This is a genomic window from Cuneatibacter caecimuris, from assembly GCF_004216775.1.
GTDB lineage: Bacteria > Bacillota > Clostridia > Lachnospirales > Lachnospiraceae > Cuneatibacter > Cuneatibacter caecimuris.
Window position 1 is genome coordinate 50,754 of record NZ_SGXF01000007.1, and the last position, 20,449, is coordinate 71,202.

Below are 20,449 nucleotides of genomic sequence, written 5' to 3' on the forward strand. Positions count from 1 at the left end.
ATAGAGATGCCATTCTGAAGAGAGTATAACCCATTGTCCTGAAAAAAAGCTTACAGGAATTCTTAAAAATTATGGACACACTATTCAAACTGAGCGCGATACAGCTGGTGATAAAATCCCTTCTTTTCCAGAAGGCTTTCATGAGTGCCCATTTCTATGATATCCCCGTCTCTCACCACCAGGATCAGATCTGCGTTGCGGATTGTGGACAGGCGGTGGGCGATGACGAAGCAGGTTTTATCCCGCATCAGATTCCGCATGGCCTCCTGAATCTGCAGCTCTGTCCTGGTATCCACATTAGAAGTTGCTTCATCCAGAATCAGCATATGCGCATCCAGCAGCATGGCCCTGGCAATGGTCAGCATCTGTTTCTGGCCTTTGGAAATATTGGTTCCGTCGTCTGACAAGATGGTGTCATATCCTTTGGGCAGGCTCATGATATAATCATGAATCCTGGCGGCCTTAGCAGCCCGAACCACATCTTCTCTGGAAGCTGTTTCACTTCCGTAGGAAATATTTTCCGCAATCGTACCATAAAACAGCCAGGTATCCTGCAGCACCATGGCGTAAGATCTCCGCAGGCTGTCTCTTGTCAGGCTGCGGATCTCTCTGCCGTCCACCCGGATCTCTCCCTGATTCACATCATAAAAACGCATCAGCAGATTAATCAGCGTGGTTTTGCCCGCGCCTGTGGGGCCGACAATAGCCACCAGCTTCCCCCGGGGCGCATGAAGACTGACGTGGTGCAGGATCTCTTTGTCCGGAGTATAGCCGAAAGACACATCTTTAATGTCCACATCTCCCTGTGCCTCCTGAAGTATTTCTGCTTCCGGAAGGTCCGGCTTCTCAGGCGCTTCATCCAACAGGCGGAAAATCCGCTCCGCCGCCGCCAAAGCCGACTGAAAATCGCTGATAATATTGGCGGCCTCATTGATGGGGCCGGAAAATTTTCTGGAATAGAGCACAAAAGAGGAGATATTTCCCAAAGAAATCGCGCCCTTCAGGTACTGCAGACTTCCGAACACTGTCACCAGGGTGAGGGAGATATTGTTGATCAGATTGACCGAAGGCCCCACCATGCTTCCCATATAGTCCGCATGATAATAAGCGTTCACTGCTTCTGTATTCTTTTCCTGAAACTTGCCGATGGTGTTTTCCTCCTGCCCATAGGCTTTCAGGGTCTTTTGACCGGTCATCTTTTCCTCGATAAAGCCGTTCAGCTCTCCCAGTTCTCTGGATCTGGCCCGGAAAAGAGGCCGCGTGATGCCGGTCAGCTTTTTTGTCAGCAGCAGAGACGCAGGTACTGTCACCACAAAGACCAGCACCAATACAGGTGAAATCAGAAGCATCATCACAAAGGAACCGATCACTGTAATGGCGCTGGACAGCAGCGTGATCAGATCTGAAGACAGGCTGGTATTCACGGTGTCGATGTCATAAGAAATCCTGCTGATGATATCTCCCACCTGCCGCGTGTCAAAATACCCTGCCGGCAGCTCCATCAGCCGGGCAAAAACATCCCGGCGCATGGCGTATACTACTTTTCTGGTAATATGCAGCATCACGGCCGTCAGCAGATAGGTCAGCAGGGATGCTCCCGCGTACAGGCCTGCCATCCAGGCCGCATAATAAAAAACCGTTCCAAAATCCACGGCGCCCTGTCCGGGTTTTACCGCATCTACCGCATAACCGGACAGCATGGGGCCCACCAAGTTCAGCAGATTAGAAGCAATACTCAGCACGGCTACCAGCATCACAAACCATTTATACTGCAACAAATATTTTCCCAGGCGCAGCATCACATGTTTTTTCATTCTGACACCTCCATCTGGGAACGGCTGATTTCCCGGTAAATTTCACAGTTCTTGAGAAGTTCTTCATGTCTGCCCTTGGCAATGACCCTTCCCCCGTCCATGACCAGAATCAGATCAGCATTCAAAATAGAGCTGACCCGCTGGGCCACGATGATCTTTGTGGTCTCAGAAAAATGGCCTGCGATAGCCTGGCGCAGCCGCGCGTCTGTACGGTAATCCAGGGCGCTGGAAGAGTCGTCTAAGACCAGGATGTCCGGCTTTCCGGCCAGGGCCCTGGCAATAAGAAGTCTCTGCTTCTGCCCTCCGCTTAAATCCGCGCCTTTAATCGCTAATTTCGCGTCCAGCCCTTTTTCCTGCACAAATGTATCCGCCTGAGCCAGATGCACTGCTTCCAAAATCTCTTCCCTGGACAGATTTCTTCCAAAGCTGATATTCTCTGCGATAGAGTCTTCAAAAATCACGTCGTTCTGAAAAGCCGCGCCAAATTTCTTTCTCAGTTCCTGCTTGTCCCAGCTGCGGATATCCTTCCCTTCTAACAGAATGCGCCCTTCCGTCACATCATAAAAACGCATCATCAGCTGGATCAGCGTGCTTTTTCCGGCCCCTGTTCCACCGATGATTCCCAAAGTCTCCCCTTTCTCCAGCTCAAAACATATTTCCCACACATCCGGACTTCCTCCCGAGTAAGAAAAAGAGACATGATCAAAAACAATCTGCGGCAGATTTCCATCCTGCCGGCTGTTTCCGCAGGAACGGCCGTCCTCTGCTGTTTCCTGCCGGGTCAAATCCTCCGGCGCATCCAGGATCTCTGTCACCCGGGCCGCGCTGGCGCTGGCTTTGGAATAAATCATAAACATGCGGGACAAAAACAAGATAGCATTTAAGATCAGCGTAACATAGGACAAAAAAGCGATGATGGTGCCCGGAGAGGAAAGTCCTTCATTGACCCGCCATGCTCCGATCAGAATCACCAGCACCAGTCCCAGATTCAGCAGCAGGTTCATCAGAGGATTCATCAGGCTCATAACCATTCCTGCCTTCTGGTCTTTGACCACCACCTCTTCATTAATAGCCGCAAATTTCTTTTTTTCATATTCTGTGCGGGACAGCGCTTTGATCACCCGGATGCCGGTAACTGCTTCCCTTACCTGGCGCACAAACCGGTCCGCCGCCTCCTGCACTTTTCTGTACATAGGCACGCCTCTTTTTGTCACCTGCCAGATCATCACTGCAATGAAAGGCATCATCGCCACCAACGTCAGGGTCAGGACCGGGTCCATGGTCAAGGTGATGATTACGCCGCCCAGCAGCATAATCGGCGCCCTCACTCCCAGACGCTGCATCATCCCCAGCATCTGATGGATATTATAGGTGTCCGTAGTGGCCCTGGAAATCAAAGAAGGCATAGTAAAACCCTCAGCCTGTCTGCTGGAGAGGTAGGAAATTTTTGTAAACAGATCCAAGCGAATGGATTCTGTAGCGTCTCTGGCCACTTTGGAAGCCCGGCGGTTGGCCACGATATTTCCCCTCCAGGCCAGAAGAGAGGCCAGAAGCATCACGCCGCCCCAGGCCAGCACCTGGCCCACGCTCCGTCTTGGGATCACTTCATCCACAATATAAGCCAAGGCTCTTGGCAGGAACAGTTCACACAGAGTTGCCAGCACCTTGATGACCAGCCCGATCAGCATTCCTCCCATATATGGTTTTACATAATACATAATCCGCCGCATCTGCCGTTCCTCCGGTCTCTTAATATCCAGTAACGTTTCGTACTGCTCTCAAGAATTCTTCTGCGGCTTCCGGCTTTGTGGACCAGGATGTAACCAGCCGGACCACCCTGCGGTTACCATCCAAACAATCCATCTCTGTCATCCGGAAATTCTCCGACAGCTTCTCCACCTGTTCTTCGTTAAAAATTGGAAAAAGCTGGTTAGTGGGTGAATCCCAACGGAACTCCACCCCCAGTTCTTTCAGGCCGTCTCTGATCTCAGCCGCCTGTTTTTCTGCATGAGCTGCCAGTTCCCAATACAAACCATCTGTAAACAACAGTTTAAACTGCAGCCCTAAAAGCCATCCTTTTGCCAGCATTCCGCCCTTTTGCTTGATCATCCACCGGAAATCTTCAAACAGGGCAGGATTTACCAGCACCAGCGCTTCTCCGAACAGCGCGCCGTTTTTCGTTCCCCCAATATAAAACATGTCGCACAGTTCCGGCAGATCCTCCGGCCTGAGATCATTTTCAGCGCAGGCGAATGCAGCGCCAAGCCTTGCTCCGTCCAGAAACAGGAGAAGCCCCAGCCTGCGGCAGGCATCAGATAAAGCTTTCAGTTCCTTCTTATGATATATAGTGCCTACCTCTGTGGAATCAGAAATATATACCAGCCTGGGCTGCACCATATGCTCGTCTGTATGAAGCGCCGCCACAGTCTCGATATCCGCAGGACACAGTTTTCCATCCTCTGTCCGCACAGTCAGGACCTTGTGCCCTGTAGCTTCTATTGCGCCGGTCTCATGTACATTGATGTGCCCTGTCTCCGCCGCGATTACCGCGTGATGGGGCCGGAGCGCCGCGGCAATCGCCGTCATATTGGTCTGCGTTCCGCCCACCAGAAAATGGACCTGAGCGCCCGGACACCCGAAAATCTCCCGGATTTTTTCGGATGCTTCCGCGCACTCATCATCCAGCCCATATCCTGTCCTCTGTTTCAGATTGCTTTCCGCCAGAGCTTCCAGGATCCTAGGGTGGGCTCCTTCGCTGTAGTCATTCTCAAAACTATATTTTATCATGTCTCCTCCAGTATTTTCAGCAGCTCTTCCCTGGTGAGCCGGGATGCGGGCAGGCCGCTGTCCCCCAGCACCTGTCCAGCCAGCTTCCGCTTGGATTCCTGGAGCTGCAGTATTTTTTCTTCCACTGTATCTTTGGCGATCAGCCTGTATACTGTCACCTTGTTCTCCTGCCCGATCCGGTGCGCCCGGTCTGTGGCCTGATTCTGCGCCGCCAGATTCCACCAGGGGTCATAATGGATGACCAGATCCGCCCCGGTGAGATTGAGCCCTGTTCCCCCTGCTTTCAAAGAGATCAGGAATACCTGGACTTCAGATTCCCGGTTGAACCGGTCGGCCAGCTTCACCCGCTCTTCTTTTGGCGTGGCGCCGGTGAGCTGGAAATAGGATATCTGTTCCGCTTCGATCCGCTCCCTCAAAATCGCCAGCATGGAAGTAAACTGGGAAAACAGCAGGACTTTATGCCCCGCAGACACCGCTGTGCGCAGCAGCTCCATACAGGCTTCCGTTTTAGCAGATTCTCCGTCATAGTCTGCAAAACACAGTTCCGGTGAACAGCAGATCTGCCGCAGGCGCATCAGCTCCGCCAGCACCTGCATCCTCTCCTTATGAAATTCCGCTTCCGACTGTTTTTCCAGCATTCCCCGGAGCCTCAGGGCGCTGCCCTGATACAGCTTTTTCTGTTTTCCCTCCAGTTTGGAATAAACGGTATTTTCCAGCTTGGGAGGCAGTTCTTTGAGCACCTGAGATTTTAACCTGCGCAGAATAAACGGCCGCACCATTCTGTTCAGCCGGCCGGAAACATGTTCATCCTGGCCTTTTAATATGGGCATTTCCAGATGTTCCCGGAATCTCCGTTCATTATATAAAAATCCAGGCATCAGAAAATCAAAAATGCTCCAAAGCTCTGTCAGCCTGTTTTCAATGGGTGTGCCGGTAAGGGCGAATCTGGTGCGGGAAGGCACGGATTTCACTGCCCTGGCATTCTGCGTCTTCCAGTTTTTTATGAACTGCGCTTCATCCACAATGAGAAAACGGAAAAACATTTTCTGGTACATTTCCCCGTCCCTGCGCATCAGGTCATAGGAGGTGATCAGCACATCTGCCGGTTCCTGCAGCTTTTCTTTTCGCTCCGAGGCAGTTCCCGTCACGGAACAAACCGTCAGTTCCGGCGCAAAGCGATGGCACTCATTTTCCCAGTTATAAACCAGAGACGCGGGACACACGATCAGGGACTGCTGGCCGGGCTGTTTTTCCGAAAGAAGCAGGGCAATCACCTGCACCGTTTTCCCCAGCCCCATTTCATCAGCCAGAATCCCGCCAAGGCCCAGCGCGTCTAACTGCCTGAGCCAGGAATACCCTGTTTTCTGATAATCCCGCAGCACGCCTTTTAAGGATTCAGGGACAGAAAATTCTTCCTGGCCCGCATTTTTCATTTTTCGGATCAGCTGGGCAAATTCCCTGCTGCGCACCCCCTCTTTCCCTGCCAGAAGATCCAGCTCCGCGGCACGGTAAAGCGGCAGGCGAAGGGGCTCTCCGGTCAGTTTCTTTCCTTCCAGCTTCAGTTCCTCTGAAAGTTCAGCGATTCTGTCCAGTTTCTTTGTCCTGAGATCCAGAAAGCTTCCGTCTTTTCTGCGGACAAAAATCTGCTTGCCTGCATAGGCTTCTAAAAGCCCGCGCAGCTCGGCCGGAGAAGCGTTCCCCAGATCCAGCTTCATCTCCAGCAAGCCGTCCAGAAACGATAGTTCCAGGCTGGCTTCCGGTTCCTGTTCCACAGTGATTTTCTGAAATGCTTCCGACTGATGAACTTCGCCGCAGGAGGCAAATTCTGCCATTCCCTCTGTCAGAAGCCTGAAAATCTCTCCATCGTTCTCCACGATCTGCAGTTTTCCGTCTTCTGTCCTGTAGCGGAAATACTTTTTCGCCACGGAGCTGATCCGAAGTTCCTGCCCTTTGTTTCTGCATAGTTCCACAGGAAGGGTCCCCGGCTGCAATGGATTAAAAGAAATATTTCCATAGTGATGAAAAACTTCACAGGTCACACATCCCGGAGAGGGCGCGTCAAAATAAAATTCCGCTTTCAGGCTGGCCGGCTCAAAATCTGACAGATTCAATTCATCAGCGTTGATCTCTAAAAATGAGGAAAGCCTTGGAAGAACCTGTCCGCAAAATTCTCCTACGTCCCGCCTGGACAGCAAAAGCCTGCCATACTCCGGAAATGTTCGGGTTAAAATATGCACCAGGAATATTCCCGCTTCCCTGCTGAAATCCTCACTGCACAAATAAATATTTTCTTTATCCGCAACATACAGGCCCTTTTCCCCCTGGAGCACAGAAAGCCCAGTTTCCATTTCCAGAGATAGCCCGCTGCCGCATTGCTGTACGCTCAGAACCGGCGCAGGGTCTCTCCGCACCACATGGACCTTCCTGTTTTCGCCGTTTTCTTCCACAGTTACAGTCCTGCCTTCAAAACAGGGCAGAAACTCATCGGCATTGGATCGATTCAAAGGCAGGCAGCGCAGCTGCGGAAGGCGGCTGCTCCCTTTTCCTTCTTCCAGGCACTGACGCCAGGACACCAATGTTTTAATAAGCAGCTCTGCCGCCGGCCAGTCTTTTGCATGAAAAAATTCTTTTTCATGGCGCACTGAAAGCTGGCGTCCGTACTCTGTCTGTCTGTGATATAAGCAGTTATCCGCAAATTCCAGTAAATCCTGCACCACGTATTTCTTTTTTCTGCCGATTTTCAATTCCGCCGACCACTGACGGCGGCGCAGATGGATGACCGGGTCCAGTTCCACCGGTTCCGGCTCCTGTTCTGCCATGGCCCGGCTGAAGGCCTGGCGGGAATACTGTTCCAGCATCTGCCTGGCCGCCGGAGTGGTGGAGACCTCCGCAGTAGCTCCGTTATATCTTTTCAGGTAGGCAAAAGCCGCTGCCACGCAATGGGGGCAAAGCCCTCTTGCAGGGATAAAATCCGGACAGCTGCAGGCTGCTTCTGTCATCCTGTCCCCCGAGAGTTTTAGCCGGACCCTGTAATCCTCTGATTCCGCCTGCAGATTGATTTCTCCTTTCCAGAAGCTATCAGTTCTGTATAAACGGACGCGCCCCTGTTCCCAGAGGCGCCTTCCCTTTTGATAACTCTGAAAATCGGCGGCCATAGACTGAATATCCTTCGTCTCCAAAGACATCCGATTCTTCCTTTCTGTTACATCCTGTCAGGCGCAGAAAATCCCAGCAGGTCAATGGATTTTTCCAGCACCTGTTTTGCAAGACAGATCAAAGCGATATATCCGCTCTGGCGGTCTCTGTCCTGTTCTGCCAGGATTTTTGTTTCATGATAAAAACTGTTAAACGTGTTGGACAATTCATAGATATACGCGCACAGTTTATGGGGAGCCAGCTCCCGATAGACCTGATCCATCACATCCCCGAATCTGGCCAGCAGAAGCATCAGCGCTTTTTCGCTGCTGTTCACCGGCTCGCGAAGCTCGGCCCGCTCAGGATCTCCGCCGATATTTTCAGCATACTTGCGCAGAATAGATTTTATCCGGACAATAGTATACAGAATATATGGACCGGTATTTCCTTCAAAAGCAGTGAAGCGATCTACATCGAATATATAATCCTTAGACGCCTGATTGGACAAATCTCCGTACTTCAAGGCGGACAGGGCAATTTTCCCGGACATCTCCCAGGCCTCCTGCTCATCCACAGTACGGTTTTCCTGCACCTTATCATAAACCGCCTGAGTGATCTCTCCGATGAGAGTCTCCAGCCGCATCACGCCCCCCGCCCTGGTTTTAAACGGTTTCCCGTCTTTGCCGTTCATGGTGCCAAAACCAAGAAAACGCAGCTCTGTCTCGTCCGGCACAATGCCCGCCATCTTGGCACAGCGGAATACCTGGGTGAAATGGAGTTCCTGACGTTTATCCACCACATACAGCACCATGTCCGGATCAAACAGTTCTTCCCGTTCCACCAGCGTGGCCAGATCTGTGGTGGGATACAGGGTGGCCCCATCAGACTTCACCAGCATACAGGGAGGGATCTCCTTGGTATCGGATTCCTGTTTCACATCCACCACAAGAGCGCCCTGGCTCTCATGGGCCAGGCCTTTCTCCTTCATCCTCTGAATCATGCCAGGAATATAAGGCTGGGCGTCGCTCTCTTTTTTCCAAATGTCAAAAGTCACATTCAGCTTCTCGTAGTTTTTCTTCAGATCCTCAACGGATACCCGCATAATGTGTTCCCAGAGAGCCCAGTATCCCGGCTCGCGGTTCTGCAGGCGGAAGGTAGCGTCATGGGCACGTTTGGCGAAAACTTCGTCCTCCTTGGAACGGGCGCTGGCCGCGGGATAGATTTCTTCCAGTTCAGATATGGTGAAAGGCGCTTCTTTGGGATATTCGCCCCTATAGTTCTCATCAAAATAAGGCAGTTCCGGCTGGCGGTCCTTCAGTTCCTCAATAATCAGCCCCATCTGCAGGCCCCAGTCCCCCAGATGCACGTCACCGATCACCTCGTCCCCCATAAAACGGCAGATCCGCTTCAGACTCTCACCGATTACGGCAGAACGCAGATGTCCCACATGCAAAGGCTTCGCCACATTTGGCCCGCCGTAATCCAGCACCACTTTCCTGTGACTGTCCGCAGGCCCGCAGCCCAGCTTGTCCGACTGGGCTATTTCCGACAAATAGGAAACCAGATAAGCGCCGGACAGTTTTAGATTCAGAAAGCCAGGTTTCACTGCGCTCACTTCAGAAAACATCTCCAGCTTTTCCAATTTTTCTAATACTTCTTCTGCAATGACAATAGGGGCTTTATGATAGGCCTTGGCCGCTGCCAGCGCGCCGTTGCACTGATATTCGCAGAGATCCGGGCGGTTGGACAGGGTCACTCTTCCGTACCGCGCCTCATATCCGGCGTCGGCAAATGCAGCCTGTACCTGCGCTCCGATCAAGTCCAGAATCTTTTTCATTTCACTTCCTCCTAAAAATATGCTGATATAATATCATAGCACAAATTTTTGTTAATTTCCAGCAGAAAAAGTGAGTTCCGGGTTATTGTTTATTATCTTGCCTGCACTGATTTCGCGGCATACAATAGATATAACGGGACAATTAGCCGGTCTTAGTTTCCTGGAATAGGCTCTTCAAGAATGACTTCGTACTTGTTTTTTGCCTCTTTGTCCGGCATATTATAGTTAGAAAGATGGTGAATTTTATGAATTACGGATATATTCGGGTATCCAGCACAGACCAGAATGCAGACAGACAGCTGGTTGCTCTCCGAAAAAAAGGCATCCTCAAAAAAAATCTTTATACAGATCGGCAATCCGGTAAAAATTTTAACCGACCTAAATATCAGCGGCTGATTCAACGGCTAAAACCAGGGGATTTGCTGTATATTCTGAGTATTGACCGGCTAGGCCGAAATTACAAAGAGATACAGGAACAGTGGAAATTGCTGACCCAGGAAAAAGGAATTGATATCTGTGTACTGGATATGCCATTGCTGGACACCCGCCAGGGCAAAGACTTAATGAGAACGTTTATTGCAGACTTAGTGCTGCAAATTCTATCCTTTGTAGCCCAAAATGAAAGGGAAAATATACACAAACGCCAGGCGGAAGGAATTGAAGCCGCTAAGGCAAGGGGCGTAAAGTTCGGCAGGCCAGAAAAAGCTGTGCCAGAAGATTTCGCCCATCTTGTCCAGGCATGGAAAAATAATAAACTTCCACTTGAGGAAGTTTTGAAACGATGTAATATGAGCGAATCAACCTTTTACCGAAGGCTGAAGAAGTTTTAAAATCAATAATCCTGTCATAATGTGTACATTTTGACAGACACATATATATCTTACATTATACTCTTGAAAGCTCTTTAAATCAAGTAACTTTAGAGAATTATATCCATTTTTATCCAAGTCTATTTTTGAATTTCTATTATATCCTCTGAACCAGTTATGTCAAAATGTACACCTTTTGATTACGGAAAATATCATTGGGGAAGGAGGAATGACAATCTCTAGAGAATCATGTTTTACATATCTGTGATGATTTTGACAGAAGAAATCTCAAGCTGACGCGGAATAAATAATTAATAAGTATACAGCGAATTTGTTGCTTCGCTACAACAATGATGAAGAGGCATTTAAAAGTGCTGCAGAATATCTTTGTAAAATGTCCGATTATTCTTACAAGGTCTCGGGCCGCAAATTATACCAGCAATATAAACAGGAATTGACAAAACTGTACGCTTTAAAAACCCTTTTTGAAAATGCGGGAGCCGGCGCTGAATTTTCTGGAACGCAGATATTAAAAACGCAAAATTTCTACGCATCGTTGCCGAAGAAAATCGGCAGACATATTATAGCTGGGAAGTTGATACATAAAAACGTAATTATTTGATAATCGGCAACGCGCAGCTCTGTAATTAACTACATAATGAAACAAATGGTCAGCAAGTAACTAGTCAGATTGCTATGCAGGGAAATCGAGGTAAAAAGTATGAAATATACAAAAATATTTTTGTTTGCATTTTTGCTGTTATTATGTATGCTGCCAGCCTGCGCGGGGCAGGAAAAATCATCTGATATGAATAGGAACAAAGTATCTTCTCCGTCCGGGATTTCGGAAAAGACGCCAGCCTACCGGTATGATTTCTTATCTCAAAATGTTATCCTACGTAACGAGAATTATACAGATATTTTATGGGCTGATGCTATTCCCGAAAATGAACGGGAAAAATGCGGTTTCTGGCCTATAACAAATTCAGAAGAATGTTGGCAATATAAAACAATGGTATTCCGCATAAATGGAATACATATTGTCAGATATGATTCAAAGGGATCCAGGAAAGAATTGTTTAAATCAGACGGAGACTTAAAGCTGATTGCATGCGAGGATAATTCTCTCTATTTTTACAATTATAACTATGACACGAAAATGGAAAGCTATTACCGCATCAATGATTGTCTCTCAGATGGCTACACCATTGATTGTATTGCTGAACTCCCCACAGCTTCTGATACTGAAGATAATCTAAATAAACCAATAATAAAAAACGGCGAGTGGATTTACTTTTTATATACTGATCAGCCGGGGGAATCTCTGGAGTGGTACAAAAATCCAGAGATATGGCTGTACAGGCTTTCAGAAAAAACAGGAGAAACAGAACGGGTGGAATCTGTCTTTCGCAGCATGGTTTCCCAATGCCAGTCTATTTCAGATATATCCCAGCAGGGCGACATTTTGATTCTTGAAGGGGTGCCTCAGAACGGTAACCTCAAAGACTTCAAGAATCGTTGTTCTTTTCTCTATGATTATAAAAAGGACGTCTGTACATTGCTTTGTGATTCAACGATGGCCAGCAGTGATTGCATGATTGTGGACGAGGTTTATTATCATCGCCATATAAAGGAACAGGACCAAACGGTAACTATTGCAAAAAAAGTGATGAATAGCTCCGATGATTGTATTAGTTTCAATACTCTACTGAGTAAAAACACAGCTGCTGCTTCCTCGATATCAAATCTTGACGTGTACGGAAACAGTATTATTTATTTCGCTTACTCTTCTGTTCCTTTTCATAGTGATGGGGCTGAATCATGGTATGGATGCTGCGCTGATATATCCCAGGAAAAGACTGCACTTGAATTTTTATCTATCTTTTCGAAACCCGTGTACTCTTATTATAACGGTATTATATATATGTACATAAACGGAGCTGTCGTATATTCCGATGCCGTAACCCCCGGAACGTGGTATGATACGGGTATCCGTTACGCATCTATTGATTATGGTCAGGCTTTTTTTGAACAGGAACAAGGAAAAGTATATTTTGTAACCGTGGATGCTAATAAAGTTTCTGCACTTAAACCTGGAGAAGATATTACAAGTATAAATTTGAATGATGTTTATAAAAGCACTTTGATCGAACTTGATTTTTCTGTCGGAATTCCGGCAGATTCACCTATATTTAAACCTAATGCCGCTGTTCTTGCGCCGGTTAACAGGAATGGTACAAGGGTGATAACATCCGACTGGCATGATGTCAAGGACATTTATGGGAATTACTATTCTCCGGATTATGACAGTCATAATAATCCGGCGGGACCTATTCAGTTCATGCCGGTTTCAGGGGAAAATAGGTCCATTCAGTACGAAACAAATGAAAAATACAAATACATGTCAGGGATAATTGGTGTATCGGAATGGTCTCTGGCAAGCGGACAGCTTAAATTTTATGCAGATGAGAACCTGGTTTATGAAACCCCAATTATGCGCAAAGAATCTGCGCCCATCGTCTTTTCCATTGATATTAGTAACGCTAAAACAGTTACTGTGGAAGCAGTTTCAGAGGATGGATATTCAAGTATGTCTGCGGTAACCAGTGCTGAGTTGATATTAGACGATGTAATTTTCCATGATCTAGATGTATTTCCTTATAATCGTTGGCTGAAAAGTGAAATGAGCGAGTCTGAAAAGGACGTAACTGAATCGCCTGACCCTATAGAAGAATCGATTTATCTGGACCGCGGTTCGCTTAATACAGCCTTAACGGAATATACATGGGAATCTATTGGTTATCGTCTCAGCGATACATGGGATTTCAAATTCTATGACACAGGGCAGTTTAGCGGAACAAATGCCGCAGGTGCAGAACCTATCAGAGGAACCTACGTCTTAGAAGGAACCCTGTTATCTCTGCTGTATGAGCCGGGGCAGGAAGCATCCGAATATAGATATGATGAAACGCAGCAGGCGTTTATAAGCACAACAGATCAGACATTGGTTAAGCAGGATTATATGGACGAGTCGGGGATATACCATGAACCTGTATATGAATACAGAAAACTCGTGCCTCAAAAATGATGATTGCTTTACAGCATAAGGAGAAGAAATGAAAATAACAAAATTTGGGATTATCTTATTTATGGAGATTTTGACCGCATCTGTTACAGGATGTGCTTCAAAAGAGACAGGATCTGTACAGGGCATCAGAAACAGTCAATCCCCTTGTTAATATATTGTGTTTGTGGATAAAATGGAGGACTGTTCTGCAAAGAACTTTTGCATGATCACCGGATATACAGGAACAGAGGAAAACATCATCATTCCGCCTGGAATCGATGGCATGCCAGTGAAATGAAGGAGGTCAATTAAATGAAATGTAAAAAGTGTACGTATGAGAACGTGCCTGACGCCGATTTTTGTGTACAGTGCGGAGAGCCATTAGAAAAACCGCGATTTTGCAAATACTGCGGATCTCTCATTCCATCCAATGCCTGCTTTTGCCCAAATTGCGGGAAAAATTTAAACGGACAACAGACTGCGCCGGGCCCGCATGACTTCACAGATAAACAACCAACGGCCCATAAAAACAGGTTTTCGTTTTTGATGTTCGTATTTTTTGTATTATTAATAATTTCCGCGTTTGGAAAATGGATAACAGTACCTTCACAAAACCTATTAGGATACGAGTACATACATGAATCCTCTTACAGTTTATACGAAATTCCCAATTATTTGAAAAAATTAGAGGAAATAACTTTTGGATTGGCTGATTTTACGGATATTTCTGCTGTATGTAAATCTTTCGCAATCTTAAACACAGCAGCGGCAGTCCTTTTACTGTTATCAGCTTGTCTTTTCTGGAATAAAAAGAAGGCGTATAAATGGATTGGTCTTAGCTCATGCGCACTGTTTTTTTGGACGTCTGCCTTCACCTACATTTTAATATCGCAGCCGAACAGAAACATACAAGGGGGGACTTACGGCGATCCCACCCTCCTCCAGCCTGCCCCTTTTTTATATGCTACCTTTATAATGGCAATCGCAACAGCGATTGTGCTGTTTGCCGTAAGTTTTAATATATCAAATAACAAATCAAATGTAAAATCTCACGCAGCATATAAGCTGGGGTTTAAAGACACGGGAACTGCTCTTTTTAAGGGTTGGGAGGTTGTTGTTTTATTAGGGTGTATCATAGGCAATAATTTTTTGGTAGCCTGGAGATTTTCTGACTTTGTCTCATATGGTTGTCAGTCTGTTACATGGCTGCATATTTTTGAAAGAATCCTCCAAATACTATTTTCTGTATGGATCCTGCTTATCCTGCATCCCGCAGTGCGGGCAGCCTGGAGAAACGGCAAGCTGCAGGAACGCAGGCTGTATATCTCCACACTGGCGTTTTGCGGGGCTTCTTTAATCGTATACCTCGCAGCCTATTATCCTATTCTCTTGGACGTTAATGCAACGGCTCTTTTGGGACTTGTTTTCATTCTGACAATTGGCGGTATTATAGTCCGAAAAGAAAGAAAATGCAATGGTACAACTCCCTCCGAAAAACCGGCGCCGCATCCCTTATTGCGAATGTCCGCAGTTTTGTCAGGTGTTGCGATTATTGAGATCATCCTTCTGTTTGTATGCTGCCGCAGATTGACATCTGAAAAGTACTTTTTCTATAATATGCTGTCTATAATGTCCTTACCGATTCTTTCGCTTTGCTTGAACATAAGTTATCTTTTGAAAAAGGAAAGAAACAGCACATTAAAGTATTTTATTACTCCTTCAGCATATCTCTCGGCTATGCTGCTGAATATTCTGGGCATTATATGCTGTTTATTGGCCTCTGGTAATGGCTGGAATTTTCCTGAAAAAGCTGAGATTCTGGTCATTTTAATTCCATTACTCATCTCCTGTATTCTATTTAGTATTATGTGGATAGTAGTGACTTTTGGTAAAAAAGCTGCACATGATATACAGTAAAAATATTTTCACAGAGGCCGCAAGACATTCAGGACTGTGAGTATGACCAGAGCAAAGGCGCCCGCTGGGGGCGCCTTTCTTTCAATCATTTTCCTGTTTTTTTCTTCAGGTATCCCACTGAAAGAAATGTTGCTGCTATTCCTGAACATAAAACAATTACAATCAGCCACGCGGCAGGCGTCTGGTCTCCGGTGGGTACGCCGGCCCCCTGCGAGTCAGTGGCAGAAGGTATCATAGTTATAGTGCCCTGCTCACCTGCGAATTCGGATTCGCTACTCTCTGATTCCGGACTTTTTGTTTCTGAACTTTCGGTTTCTGTACTTTCGGGCTCAGAGTTTTCTGCTGTCTCTGTCCCTGACTCTTCAGCAGCAGTTCTGAACTCGTTCATTCCGCTCACTGCCAGACCACCTTCTGTGTTTTCAGCCACCGCATACCAGGTATATTCTCTTTCAGCTTCCAGACCCTCCCATATAACGGACGCCTGCTGCCCCTGGGCCTGTACGCTTCCAATAAGACTCTCAGTTCTGACACCAGCAGTAAATCCGCTGCAATCCAACGTTTTTTCTGTCAGATCAAAATCCACGTTCAGTTCAAAAATATCAATATTTTTTCCTTTGTTTCCTTCTTCATAGCTTTCATACTTAGCAGTATCATAGTAATTAAAATCATCGTGGAGCGGAGAATAGGAATTCATATACACTTTTCCCCCTTTCAGGTCAAAGTACAGGAATTTAATGTACTCTTCTCCCCCTTCAAAAGCAGACTGATAATCAGTACAGATCTGGTAAACCGTGCGCTCTCTGATACCATCCCCGTCATCATCAAAAGCCGCAGTTTCAAAGGAAGATCCATGATAATGGCCGTTAAGAACAGCAAAAACATTCGGATTCTTCGCCACCACTTCCTTTTGAATCACTTTTCCGGCATAATCCAGATAAGTGTTCTCTTTTTCGTTTACATTGGTATAACGATGCAGAAGAATAATCGCTTTTCTGTCCGGATACTGCTGAAGTACCTGATTCATCCAGTTGATCTCATCCTCGTAGATATCCCAGCTCATGTACAGAAGAAGGAAATCCTGACCATTCTGGCTGATTAAGTCATAGTGGCCCGCGTTATTATGATAGGAACCTCCGTAGCAGGAACTGTCAGCAAACCGCTGCTCACCGAAATAATTCCAGTAATTCTGATACAGCATATTTCCGGCAGCCACGTCATGGTTTCCTGCCAGTACACCGTAAGGCATCCCTGCATCATCAAATATCTTCATAGCTTTGTCCGCATTCTCCCACTGACTGATCATATCATATTCGTCTACAATATCTCCGGTGTGAATAACATATTTGATTTTCCAGTCTTCAGCATGGTCTACAATCCACTGGTTCTGATTCACATAATGTTCCGGCCAGCTTTCTGTGTAATACTGTGTATCAGTGATCCAGGCAAAAGAGAAATCATAATTTTCAGGCCTGCCGGTTCCGTCCCACTGAGCATCAGCGCTTTTTTGTACAACGGGATCATTATGAGAATTGTTTTGGGCATTCGGAGCGCTTTGTTGGGCGCGGCACTGCACTAAAACCATAGCTTTTCCTTCTTCTACATGACTGGCTGCGGCAAAAGAAGTTTCAATCCGTCCCTTTTCATCCACAGTCCCAATGCTTTCCCAATTATTTTTTTCCACATTCAGCACATACAGTTTCAACTGATGGTCTTCATCCGCATAATCAGCAGTCCCATCCCATTTTATAAACACACTGTCCTCTGCCTTTACCTCCCCGGCCTCTATCGTAAACAGTTGGTAAGGAAGCATTCCATCAGGAGCGGTCACTTTCAGGGAGCGGCTGCCCAATTTTACATCCAAAGGAGAATCTCCATAACCAGTTTTCACTGTTACTCCGCCGTTTTCCAGCGTCAGGTTTTTCCCTTTATAAAAGGACACCTGTGTATCCTGGGAATTTTCTTTTCCCAGTGAAACCGAGAGTCTGGCGCTGTCTTCTGTAATTTCAGCCGCTTCAGCTCCAGTAATAGACGGATCCGTCTGCCTTGTAACAAATATTGCCCGAGATATCGCTGTATTCCCCGCCCCATCTTCTGCCATCACAGATATTTCATGTTCTCCTGTCTGAAGCTCTCTCGCCGGAATCTGATAGGGAATCTCCAGTTCCTCTCCATCCAGCACCGCACTCAGATGGGCAATTCCATTCAAATCTGATACCTGAGGATTAATGGAAACAGTGCCTGTCACAATCTGTCCGTCTGTGATGCCCAGGTCAATTGCCGGAGCTGTATTGTCCACAATCACTTTTTTTTCCGTTCTCTTGCTGCCTGATACAGCGGTAATGGTGTGGAGCCCGTCTTCCAGCGCTCTGGTATCCAGTGTATTTCCTACTGCAGTAACTTCTGCTCCCGGAATTTCAAATTTCACTTCCAGTCTGGTGCACATTCCTGTACTGTCTCCGATGGTATGCACTGCGGAAAGTTCTGTATTGAGATTTGTCTTATCTTTTGTTGCTTCATCATCCGGCCCGATGGATACTGGAAGATATTCTCTGCCGTTGGCCAGAAGCATCCGCAGATTTGTCACAGTATAATCCTCGTGGTTTTCGCCGGGAAGAAAGATATCCTCAAAAGGGGTTCCGGAATCACCGGCCCACAGTGTCAGCGTCACTTCGTAACAGTCCTTTTCCTGATTATAAGAAAAGTATTTGTTGTCGATATGGATCACTTTACTGTCCAGATCCTGCCATTTGGCAATATACTGAATGATCTCCCTGCTGTTTTCTCCATAAGGAGCTGTCACCGCGTTTTTAAAATAGGAATCTCTTCCATTCGCGGTCAGAGCAAAAAAGGCTCCATTTTCCAGCAGGCGAACTGTATCTATTTCTTCTCCGTCCAAAAGTATTTTAGTCTCTGTGTTCTCCGCGCCGTCGTTTGCCGTCACTGTTACCTGGCCGCTGAGAATCTGCTGATCGGAAACATTCAAACGGATTCCTTTTGTCTCATTGAGACGGTCAATTCCAACCCGGTAAATATCAGTCCTGGAACTCCGGAAATTATTATATGCCTCTGCGTAAAATTCCACAGAATCATGTCCAAACAGGATATCTCCGGGAATCCGGGCAAAATAATAGTAAGGCACTCTGTTTTTGGCAGTGGAAATTTCCTCCCATCTCCCTTTCCCGTCCAGACGGTAATATAACTTAGTGCCGATCAGCCCTAATGTATCGGAAGTATCAAACGTCACAAACAATTCACTGCCTTCCTGTATGGAAGCAGGGCAGCTGCCGTGCAGCGTGAGAACAGGAGATGAACCATCATCCTCCGGATAGCCCGGATACCCCATAAAATGGCTCTGATCCCCGGGCACCTGCCAGCTTTCCACTGTTCCCGGACTGGGTTTTGTATCCGTTGTCACAATCAGACTCTGTCCGTCCGCAGTCCTGGGGTATGTATACTGTATCGACTGTGTTCCGCTCCGGTCCATGGTTGCCTTATTGTTTTCATTAAAAGAAGCTCTGGCAAAAATATTGTCCTGGCTCCTCCCAAATTTCAGGGTCCGCCACTGGCTTTCATGGAATCCTGAATAGTTAATTACTGCAATATCTTTATTTTCTTCCAGATCAGTTCCATAAAAACGGTTAAAATCCTCCACCGTATTTCCGTTGTTTGTTAGCCAGAGAACCAATGCCTTTCCCGGTTCCACCATCACCGCAGGGTCTGAAACAGTCCAGGTTTTATCTGCCGTCTGCGTCCCTGTATACTCGTAGAACAATTTATAATAGCTGAAATTAATGGCTGAATCTGTTCTGTTGTATAATTCCACATAGGAGAACTGATTGTTTCCGGAGAATTCGCCTGCAGAAATCGGAGGCGTTACTACCTCTGTCACCACCAGAGGTGCTTTTTCTTCTTCTGTCAGATCTGCATACTTTACAGCGGTGGTCTGGCTTTCTGAAGAAACAGTGCTGCCGTTTCCATAGCCGGCTTCTACTTTCCAGGAAATTTCATCACTCCATAGCTGATTTCTGGAAATGGATGCAGTATATTTACCGGCTGATTCATCCCAGGTCATCAGAATTTTTTTCTCCTGGGGTCCCTGCTGACAGCACAGATATGCCGGCACATATCCCTGGTTTCCTGAAAGATCCGCTGAAATGGTCAATTCCTGAGCATCCGTTTCTATTATCTGCGGCCCGTTCACTGTATGTAACGTCACTTCCGGCATATTCTCATAATGTACCGGTATATCTGGTACCTGCCAGTCTTCCACACTTCCCGGTGTGGCAGCAGAAACTTCTCTCTTTTCAGAAGTACTGCCTGTCCCGGCATATTCATACTGCACAGCCAGTTTTTTTGTTTTATCAGTGATATCCGCACCGTCTGCATTACATTCTGCATATGCAATAATGCTGTTTTCATTCCGCCCAAATGCAAAACCTCTTTTTGCGGTGGAATGAATTCCGCTGTAATTGATTTTATACAAATTCTTTCCCAGTTCTAAATTTGTTCCATAATAATTGTTAAAAGTATCCGCATTATCTGCTGCATTATTGCTCTGCCAGAGTACTGCGCATTCCCCGGGTTTCAGATAAAAATCACCGGTATTCCAGACTTTTCCCCCTCCTGTAGGGTACTGATAATAGAAAGTGTAACCTCCCAAATTGATTACAGCATCTGAGTTGTTATAAACTTCTGTATATGTCATTTTCTGCGTTGACGCAGGAACAACCTCAGTCACAATCAGCGGAGACGCTGCGGGAGATGCGCTTTGCTTCCATGTAGTTTTTGGTACGCCCGAAGATTCAGCTGAACTTCCTTCTGAATCCATTTCTCCGGCAGATGTTTCCCCCGCAGAAGTTTCTTCCAGGCTGTCCCCCTGCGGACCGGGTGTTTCAGTTCCTTTAGAAATATTTTCCGAACTTTCAATTTCCTCTGGTAACGCCATAGTCCCCGCGCCCGCCGCAGAGGAGTATGCCGGCGATATTCCCATAAGCACTGCCATTACTATCGCTGCAGCAGGTTTCAAAATCTTCTTTCTCATTATAATCTCCTTTCAGAATATTCCTTACTTACAGTATTTTAC

Annotated in this window: 9 protein-coding genes; 3 read left to right on the top strand and 6 right to left on the bottom strand. The window is 46.7% G+C overall.

Going from position 1 to position 20,449, the window contains the following annotated elements; translation table 11 throughout:
• Nucleotides 1-80: 80 nt before the first annotated feature.
• From EV209_RS14045 to argS, 5 genes are read right to left on the bottom strand one after another with little or no spacing between them, the layout of a single operon-like run.
• Nucleotides 81-1,814, bottom strand: a complete 1,734-nt coding sequence (locus EV209_RS14045; protein ID WP_130436111.1) for an ABC transporter ATP-binding protein — start codon at nucleotides 1,812-1,814, stop codon at nucleotides 81-83.
• Entirely contained in the window at nucleotides 1,811-3,532 is a 1,722-nt protein-coding gene (locus EV209_RS14050; protein WP_243647601.1) for an ABC transporter ATP-binding protein, read from the bottom strand. The genes EV209_RS14045 and EV209_RS14050 overlap by 4 nt, the downstream gene beginning before the upstream one ends.
• Before the next feature lie 31 nt (nucleotides 3,533-3,563).
• Nucleotides 3,564-4,601 carry a threonine aldolase family protein gene (locus tag EV209_RS14055; protein WP_130436113.1) on the bottom strand — a complete coding sequence of 346 codons (1,038 nt, stop codon included), beginning with the start codon at nucleotides 4,599-4,601 and terminating at the stop codon, nucleotides 3,564-3,566.
• On the bottom strand, nucleotides 4,598-7,786 hold the full coding sequence (locus tag EV209_RS14060; protein ID WP_130436114.1) for a DEAD/DEAH box helicase: 3,189 nt from the start codon (nucleotides 7,784-7,786) through the stop codon (nucleotides 4,598-4,600). Before EV209_RS14060 ends, EV209_RS14055 begins: the two co-directional genes overlap by 4 nt.
• 17 nt (nucleotides 7,787-7,803) lie before the next feature.
• Nucleotides 7,804-9,573: an arginine--tRNA ligase gene (argS, locus tag EV209_RS14065; RefSeq protein WP_130436115.1), complete on the bottom strand. Its 1,770-nt coding sequence runs from the start codon at nucleotides 9,571-9,573 to the stop codon at nucleotides 7,804-7,806.
• 245 nt (nucleotides 9,574-9,818) lie between these two features.
• Here argS and EV209_RS14070 point away from each other — a divergent pair, with 245 nt between their 5' ends.
• The 3 genes from EV209_RS14070 to EV209_RS14080 all read left to right on the top strand — a co-directional run bounded on the left by EV209_RS14070 (nucleotide 9,819) and on the right by EV209_RS14080 (nucleotide 15,366).
• A complete protein-coding gene (locus EV209_RS14070) occupies nucleotides 9,819-10,403 on the top strand; it encodes a recombinase family protein (protein ID WP_130436116.1) in 585 nt (194 codons plus the stop codon).
• Between the two features lie 700 nt (nucleotides 10,404-11,103).
• Complete coding sequence (locus EV209_RS14075) at nucleotides 11,104-13,470, top strand: NPCBM/NEW2 domain-containing protein (RefSeq protein ID WP_130436117.1); 2,367 nt, start codon at nucleotides 11,104-11,106, stop codon at nucleotides 13,468-13,470.
• 291 nt (nucleotides 13,471-13,761) lie between these two features.
• Nucleotides 13,762-15,366, top strand: coding sequence for a zinc ribbon domain-containing protein (locus EV209_RS14080; RefSeq protein WP_130436118.1), 1,605 nt, complete (start codon nucleotides 13,762-13,764; stop codon nucleotides 15,364-15,366).
• Nucleotides 15,367-15,451: 85 nt separating this feature from the next.
• Here EV209_RS14080 and EV209_RS14085 read toward each other — a convergent pair whose 3' ends face one another.
• Nucleotides 15,452-20,407 carry a metallophosphoesterase gene (locus EV209_RS14085; RefSeq protein ID WP_130436119.1) on the bottom strand — a complete coding sequence of 1,652 codons (4,956 nt, stop codon included), beginning with the start codon at nucleotides 20,405-20,407 and terminating at the stop codon, nucleotides 15,452-15,454.
• Nucleotides 20,408-20,449: the final 42 nt, after the last annotated feature.

Excerpts from the sequence above, each read along its gene's own strand:
- EV209_RS14045 (WP_130436111.1), bottom strand. The coding sequence starts at position 1,814 with ATGAAAAAACATGTGATGCTGCGCCTGGGAAAATATTTGTTGCAGTAT.
- EV209_RS14050 (WP_243647601.1), bottom strand. The coding sequence starts at position 3,532 with ATGTATTATGTAAAACCATATATGGGAGGAATGCTGATCGGGCTGGTC.
- EV209_RS14055 (WP_130436113.1), bottom strand. The coding sequence starts at position 4,601 with ATGATAAAATATAGTTTTGAGAATGACTACAGCGAAGGAGCCCACCCT.
- EV209_RS14060 (WP_130436114.1), bottom strand. The coding sequence starts at position 7,786 with ATGTCTTTGGAGACGAAGGATATTCAGTCTATGGCCGCCGATTTTCAG.
- argS (WP_130436115.1), bottom strand. The coding sequence starts at position 9,573 with ATGAAAAAGATTCTGGACTTGATCGGAGCGCAGGTACAGGCTGCATTT.
- EV209_RS14070 (WP_130436116.1), top strand. The coding sequence starts at position 9,819 with ATGAATTACGGATATATTCGGGTATCCAGCACAGACCAGAATGCAGAC.
- EV209_RS14075 (WP_130436117.1), top strand. The coding sequence starts at position 11,104 with ATGAAATATACAAAAATATTTTTGTTTGCATTTTTGCTGTTATTATGT.
- EV209_RS14080 (WP_130436118.1), top strand. The coding sequence starts at position 13,762 with ATGAAATGTAAAAAGTGTACGTATGAGAACGTGCCTGACGCCGATTTT.
- EV209_RS14085 (WP_130436119.1), bottom strand. The coding sequence starts at position 20,407 with ATGAGAAAGAAGATTTTGAAACCTGCTGCAGCGATAGTAATGGCAGTG.